The sequence below is a fragment of the Dethiosulfatibacter sp. genome (genome assembly GCF_983023055.1).
Genome location: NZ_CEZJXU010000081.1, coordinates 1 through 7,245, shown reverse-complemented (window position 1 = coordinate 7,245; position 7,245 = coordinate 1). Strand labels below are relative to the sequence as shown.

At 36.5% G+C, this 7,245-nt stretch carries 6 protein-coding genes; 2 read left to right on the top strand and 4 right to left on the bottom strand.

Features of this window, described 5'->3' with window-relative positions; translation table 11 throughout:
- The 4 genes from lon to tig form a co-directional block, all read right to left on the bottom strand.
- The coding region (gene lon, locus AC3AX0_RS04455; RefSeq protein WP_487549103.1) for an endopeptidase La at positions 1–2,286 on the bottom strand (2,286 nt) is incomplete at its 3' end.
- Between the two features lie 120 nt (positions 2,287–2,406).
- Entirely contained in the window at positions 2,407–3,672 is a 1,266-nt protein-coding gene (clpX, locus tag AC3AX0_RS04450) for an ATP-dependent Clp protease ATP-binding subunit ClpX (RefSeq protein WP_487549102.1), read from the bottom strand.
- A gap of 11 nt (positions 3,673–3,683) precedes the next feature.
- On the bottom strand, positions 3,684–4,268 hold the full coding sequence (clpP, locus tag AC3AX0_RS04445) for an ATP-dependent Clp endopeptidase proteolytic subunit ClpP (protein WP_487549101.1): 585 nt from the start codon (positions 4,266–4,268) through the stop codon (positions 3,684–3,686).
- Between the two features lie 18 nt (positions 4,269–4,286).
- Positions 4,287–5,627: a trigger factor gene (gene tig / locus AC3AX0_RS04440; protein WP_487549100.1), complete on the bottom strand. Its 1,341-nt coding sequence runs from the start codon at positions 5,625–5,627 to the stop codon at positions 4,287–4,289.
- A 291-nt stretch (positions 5,628–5,918) separates the two neighbouring features.
- Between tig and asnA the strand changes: the two genes are divergently transcribed.
- Entirely contained in the window at positions 5,919–6,932 is a 1,014-nt protein-coding gene (gene asnA / locus AC3AX0_RS04435) for an aspartate--ammonia ligase (protein ID WP_487549099.1), read from the top strand.
- A 125-nt stretch (positions 6,933–7,057) separates the two neighbouring features.
- A partial coding sequence (locus AC3AX0_RS04430; protein ID WP_487549098.1) for a hypothetical protein occupies positions 7,058–7,245 on the top strand: 188 nt, incomplete at its 3' end.

Sequence of the window (7,245 nt, the reverse complement as noted above, 5' to 3'; positions counted from 1 at the left end):
TACGATTTCTACCGTTTTCTTGACATTTGCAGGAATCTGGTCACCATCCTTAAGGTTATCCATTGGAAGCAGAATTTTTGTTATTCCTGCACGTTTTGCCGCAAGGACTTTTTCCTTTACTCCACCGATTGGAAGAACTCTTCCTCTTAGGGTAATTTCTCCAGTCATGGCAACATTCTTATTGATTGGAATTCCAGTCAGTGCTGAAACAACTGCAGTAGCCATTGTTATTCCTGCAGAAGGACCGTCCTTTGGTATTGCTCCCTCTGGAACATGGATATGAATATCCTTTTTCTTGTAAAACTCTTCATCTATATCAAGTTTATCAAGATGAGCCCTTATATAGCTAAGACCTGTCTGAGCTGATTCCTTCATTACGTCTCCAAGCTGTCCTGTAAGCTGTATTTTGCCTTCACCGTTCATTAGATTGACCTCTATGAAAAGAGTCACCCCTCCAACAGCAGTCCATGCAAGTCCTGTAGCTATGCCTATCTGGTCAGTCTTGTTTACTTCATCATATCTGTATCTAGGTATTCCAAGATATTTTTCAAGGTTAGTCTTCGAAACGGTAATGCTTGTCTTTTTCTTTTCAACAAATTGTACTGCCGACTTTCTTATTATGCTTCCTATTTTTCTTTCCAGATTTCTAACACCGGATTCACGAGTATATTTCTGAATTATTTCTGTCAGAGTATTGTCTGACAGCCTAAAAGCATCATTTGTAAGACCATGTTCTTTAAGCTGTTTTGGAAGAAGGTATCTCTTTCCTATCTGTAATTTTTCCTGGTCTGTGTATCCTGATATTTCAATAAGCTCCATTCTGTCCAGTAATGGCCTTGGAATGGTACTTGTAGTATTTGCGGTAGTTATGAACATAACCCTTGATAGATCAAAGGCAGTTTCTAGATAATGGTCCGTAAAAGTTCCATTCTGCTCCGGATCTAGTACTTCAAGCAAAGCCGATGCAGGATCTCCTCTGAAATCACTGGCAAGCTTGTCTATTTCATCAAAAAGATATACAGGATTATTTGACTTAACCTTGGATATGTTTGTGATTATCCTTCCAGGTATAGCTCCAATATAAGTTCTTCTGTGACCTCTTATCTCCGCCTCATCCCTTACTCCACCAAGTGACATCCTAATGAATTTTCTTCCAAGTGACCTTGCTATTGATTTAGCTATAGAAGTCTTTCCAACTCCTGGAGGTCCAACTAGACATATAATAGGACTTTTCATCTTTGGATTGAGTTGTCTTACAGCAAGAAATTCAAGAATCCTTTCCTTTACATCCTCAAGTCCGTAATGGTCCTCTTCAAGAACATTTCTTGCAAAAGCTATGTCCTTGTTGTCCTTTGTTGATTTGCTCCAGGGAAGATCTATAAGCCAATCAATATATGTCCTGATTACTCCAGCTTCAGGTGATGAAGAATTGATTTTCAACAGTCTGCCTGCTTCCTTTTCAGCCTTTTCCCTAGCTTCCTTTGGCATCTTGGCCTTGTGGATTTTGGACATGTATTCGTCTACTTCACTTCCAGTATCATAATCATCTCCAAGTTCCTGCTGTATAGCCTTCATCTGTTCCTTCAGGTAATATTCCTTCTGGAACTGGTTAATCTGTTTTCTTACTCTCTGGTTTATTGATTCTTCAAGTTCTATGACCTTGATTTCCTGTCTAAGAAGTACTTCAAGTCTTTCTAGTCTCTCATATGGATTTAGTAATTCAAGAAGCTCCTGCTTGTCTGCCGATTTCAAAAATACATAGGAAACTATCATATCTGAAAGTCTGTTTGGCTCGTTTATTTCATTAACAGATATTATTGCATCATCGGGAATCTTTGTATTGATTGTGCAGTATTCCTCGAATGATTCTTTGATAAGTCTCATCATAGCATCGGTCTTGTCTTCTATCTCAATATTCTCTTCCATATAGTTGTATTCTTCAATTTCTACTTTTAAGTAAGGCTCATCGTCCACAACAGATATTATTCTTCCCCTTGTGACTCCTTCAACGAGCACTCTAATATTGTCTCCAGGCATCTTAAGCATCTGCTTTACCTTGCTGACAACTCCAATTTCAAAATATTCATCCTCTGTAGGATCATCTATGTTTGCATCCTTCTGGGTAGTAAGAAAAATTACGGAATCCTTGACCATTGCCTCTTCAAGAGCATTTATAGATTTTTCCCTTCCCACATCAAAATGTACCACCATATTCGGGAATACATGCATTCCCCTTAGAGGAATCATAGGCAGTATCTTGTTTTCTGTACTATAACTTACTGTCATATTTATCGACTCCATTTCTTTAAATTTCCTAGCATTGTAATTTTATCAGTAATCTAAACTTTATTCAATATTAAAACTCTCAAAACTTTAATAAAAAATGCCTGATAACAGGCATTTTTTTTAAGCGGTTTCTGGATTTTCGTCAATTTTCATTTTGGACTTGGAACTCAATACAAGAGTAGGGTCCGTTTTATTGACTATTGTTTCTCTTGTTACTATGCATTTCTCTATGTCATCTCTGGAAGGTATTTCAAACATTATATCCGTCATTACCTTTTCAAGAATTCCTCTCAATCCTCTGGCACCGGTTTTGATATGAAGTGCCTGCTTAGCAATTTCCTCCAAAGCACCCTCCTCGATTTCAAGCTCTACACCATCGATCTTAAAAAGTTCTTTGTATTGGTCTACCAAACAGTTTTTGGTGGTTGTCATGATGGAAATCAATGCTTCCTTATCAAGTTCCTTAAGGGTTACTATCATAGGCATCCTTCCTACAAACTCGGGAATAAGTCCGAATTTAAGCAGGTCTTCAGGTTCTACATTCATTATAAGCTCACCAAAACTCTTATCTCTGTTGTTCACAACATCAGCACCAAATCCCATGGATTTCTTGCCAACTCTTTTTTGTATGATTTTTTCCAATCCTGAAAAGGCACCACCAAGGATAAACAGAATATTTGTAGTATCAATCTGAATGAATTCCTGATGTGGATGCTTTCTTCCACCTTGAGGAGGAACATTGGCAACTGTACCTTCAAGTATTTTTAACAAGGCCTGCTGTACACCCTCACCGCTGACATCTCTTGTTATTGATGGATTGTCGCCTCTTCTGGCTATCTTGTCAATCTCATCAATATAGATAATGCCCTTTTCTGCAGATTCTATATCGTAATCTGCAGCCTGGATAAGTCTGAGGATGATGTTTTCAACATCTTCTCCAACATAACCCGCTTCAGTAAGTGAAGTCGCATCTGCAATCGCAAATGGTACATTAAGCATCTTTGCAAGTACCTGAGCCAGGTACGTCTTACCGCTTCCTGTAGGTCCCAGTACAAGGATATTACTCTTTTGAAGCTCAACATCCTTGGTTCTCTTCTTATTGTTTATTCTTTTGTAGTGATTGTAAACTGCAACAGCCAGTGCTTTCTTTGCATCATCCTGCTTGATTACATATTGATCAAGATAATTCTTAATCTCTACAGGCTTAGGTAGTTTCTTAAATTCCTCATCCTCAATGAAGTCTATTTCTTCATCGATTATTTCTTTACACAATTCTACACATTCATTGCAGATATACACATTTGGACCTGCAATCAGTCTTTTTACCTGATCCTGTGTCTTACCACAAAATGAACATCTTAATTGCTTATCGTCATGTTTTGACATCAAAGCCCCCCTTATTTCCTATACATGATAACTTCATCAATCAAACCATATTCTTTTGCTTCGGCTGCAGTCATGAAGTTATCTCTTTCTGTATCGGCAGCAACTTTTTCAACGGGTTGTCCGGTTCTATCTGATAAAATTTTGTTCAAATCATCTTTCATCTTCACAATTCTTTTTGCTTGAATTTCAATATCTGTTGCTTGTCCTCTAGATCCTCCAGATGGCTGGTGAATCATTACTTCAGCACTTGGTAAAGCAAATCTCTTGCCCTTTTCACCAGCAGCCAACAGGAATGCTCCCATGCTGGCAGCCATACCTATGCAAATTGTTGATACATCAGGCTTGATATATTGCATCGTGTCATATATTGCCATTCCAGCAGTTATGGAACCACCCGGGCTATTAATATATATTTGAATATCTTTATCTGGATCATCTGCTTCCAAAAATAACAATTGTGCTACCATTACACTAGCTGAAGCATCCGATACTTCTTCACCAAGAAAAATGATTCTTTCCTTCAAAAGTCTAGAATAAATATCGTAGGATCTTTCTCCTCTTCCTGTTTGTTCAATTACATAAGGTACTAATGGCATGTCGTGCACCTCCATAAATTATTTTTCAGAATCTTCCTTTGCCTCTTCCGATTCTTCTTTTTTCTCGACGAATTTAACTTCTTCAACCAGATACTCAATAGCTTTTCTTCTTTGGATTGTATCATTTATATAGTCTATGCTTTGAGCTTTAAGATTTTCTTTGAACTCGTTTATTTTCTCTTCATCTTCTATTTTATACTGTTTTGCAAGTTTTTCAAGTTCTTCATTGATTTCTTCGTCAGAAATTTCAAATTTTTGTTGTTTTATTAATGCTCCAACAACCAATTCAGTTTTTGCACTCACTTCTGCCTGTGGTCTAATGTTGTCTCTCATAGCGCTCATGTCTGAACCAATCATTTTGTAATAGTCCTCCATGTTGATTCCCTGCATTGACATTTGCTGCTCAAAGTTTTTGATCTGGTAATCAATTTCATTTTCCACAAGTATATCAGGAACAAATGTTTCGCTAGCTTCAGTGAAAGCATTTACTGCAGCATTCTGGTCTGCAACTTTTCCACTGTCTTCAGCTCTCTTGATCATGTTTTCTTTTGCATCAGCTTTCATTTCTTCAAATGTATCAAATTCACTTATGTCTTTGGCAAATTCATCATCAAGCTCTGGAAGCTCTTTTGCCTTAACTTCGTTGATCTTAACCTTGAATACTACAGGTTTTCCCGCAAGTTCTTCTGAATGATACTCTTCAGGGAAAGTCACATTAACTTCAACTTCCTCTCCTGTATTTTTACCTATAAGCTGCTCCTCAAATCCAGGTATGAATGAATTAGAACCTATCTCAAGTGAGTGGTTTTCAGCGGTTCCACCTTCAAACTGCTCTTCTCCATTAAATCCTGCATAGTCAATCACTGCAGTATTACCGTTTTCAATAGCTCTGTCTTCAACAGTTATTATTCTTGCATTTTGCTCTTGCATTCTTTTCATTTCGTTGTCTACATCTTCATCAGTCACATTATACTCTGCTTTTTCAACTTCAACTGCTGTAATATCTGCAAGAGTTACTTCAGGTATAACTTCAATATCTGCAGTAACTAAAACATCTTTACCTTCTTCCATTTCCTTAACATCGATTGAAGGTCTGTTGATTGGATTGATTTCAAGTTCTTTTATCGCTGATTCATATGCATCTGGAAGTGCTATGTCGATTGCGTCCTGATAGAATACTTCCTTGCCGTAGTTCATCTCGATAACTTTTTTAGGTGCTTTTCCTTTTCTGAATCCAGGAATATTAATTTTTCCTCTCATCTTCTTATAAGCTTTTTCAACACCTATCTGAAATTCAGGTTGAGATATTTCAAACTCTATTGATACTACATTTTTTTCTTTTCCGACTAATTTAGCCATTGCTTCCTCCTAAAATTGTATATTATTTATATATATAAACGATATAATCATCGATTTAAAATTGATAATACGTTTATGTACTATATGACTTTATCGCTTTAATCCACATTATAAATAAACTTACCCCTGTAAGTTATCTCAATATTATATCATAAATACTTCTAATATCAACTGTTTTTTACAGTTTTAAGAACGTTTTTCCATCATTTTTACAAATTTTAAAATGTTTTTATTGAATTTTTTTTTCAATATAATATAATGATTCTATATGAATTCCCAGGAGGAAAGATAATGATAGATAAAATACTGTATCCAGTGAACTACAAATCTGAATTAAATGTACTGGAAACTGAAATCGCAATAAAAAAAGTTAAGGACTTTTTTCAAAAAAGCCTATCTTCACAATTAAACCTAACAAGAGTTTCAGCACCACTTTTCGTAGCACCTGAAACTGGACTTAACGACAACCTTAATGGATATGAAAGACCTGTAAACTTCACTATAAAAGATCTTTACGAAAAAAGAGTTGAAATAGTACAATCTTTGGCGAAATGGAAAAGATTGGCTCTTTACAAGTACGGATTCAACCCTGGTGAAGGTCTTTACACAGATATGAATGCAATAAGAAGAGACGAAGAACTTGACAATCTTCATTCAATATACGTTGACCAGTGGGACTGGGAAAAAATCCTACTTAAAGAAGACAGAAACACGGACTACCTCAATGATGCTGTAACCAAAATCTATACAAGTTTAAAAGAGCTTGACAAATATCTTGCAGGGGAATATGAATTCTTTGACGAGATCCTTCCTGAAAATATAACTTTTGTTTCAGCACAGGATCTAGAGGACACCTATCCCGATCTATCTCCAAAGCAAAGAGAAACTGAGGTGACAAAAAAATATGGTGCAGTTTTCATTTCAGAAATTGGCGGAGAACTGGCATCTGGTACAAAGCACGATGGAAGAGCACCTGACTACGATGACTGGTCACTAAACGGAGATATTCTTCTTTGGAATCCAATACTTGAGCTTGGACTCGAAATATCTTCAATGGGTATAAGAGTTGACGAGGATACTCTTGAAAAACAGCTTGAAATCACAGGAGATACAGACAGGAAAAAGTTTGAATACCATAGCATGATCCTCAACAAAAAGCTTCCCTACACTATTGGCGGAGGAATTGGACAGTCCAGACTATGCTTGTTCTTCCTGAGAAAAGCACATATAGGAGAAGTTCAATCTTCAATCTGGCCATCAGACATGAAAACAGAATGCGAAAACAGAGGAATCTTCCTGCTGTAGAGCAAATTTCAATCATAAACTTAGACGAACAATAATATGTTCGTCTTTTTTTGCCTTTACTAAATCCATGAAAACGCTATAATTATAATAGTATTTATTGCATAACTAACATTTCTGGAGAACGCATGACAATTGACACTTGTATAAATAATAAATATTTCGATTTCGAAAAAGCCAAAGAAATTGCAAACAACTACAGCAAAGCGACATCCAAAAACGGTATAATCATAAATACATCTGGAGATACTGTCTACAAAACTAATTCTACAACCCTTTGCACCTTGTGCAAAAAACTGGAATCAGCAATTGATGA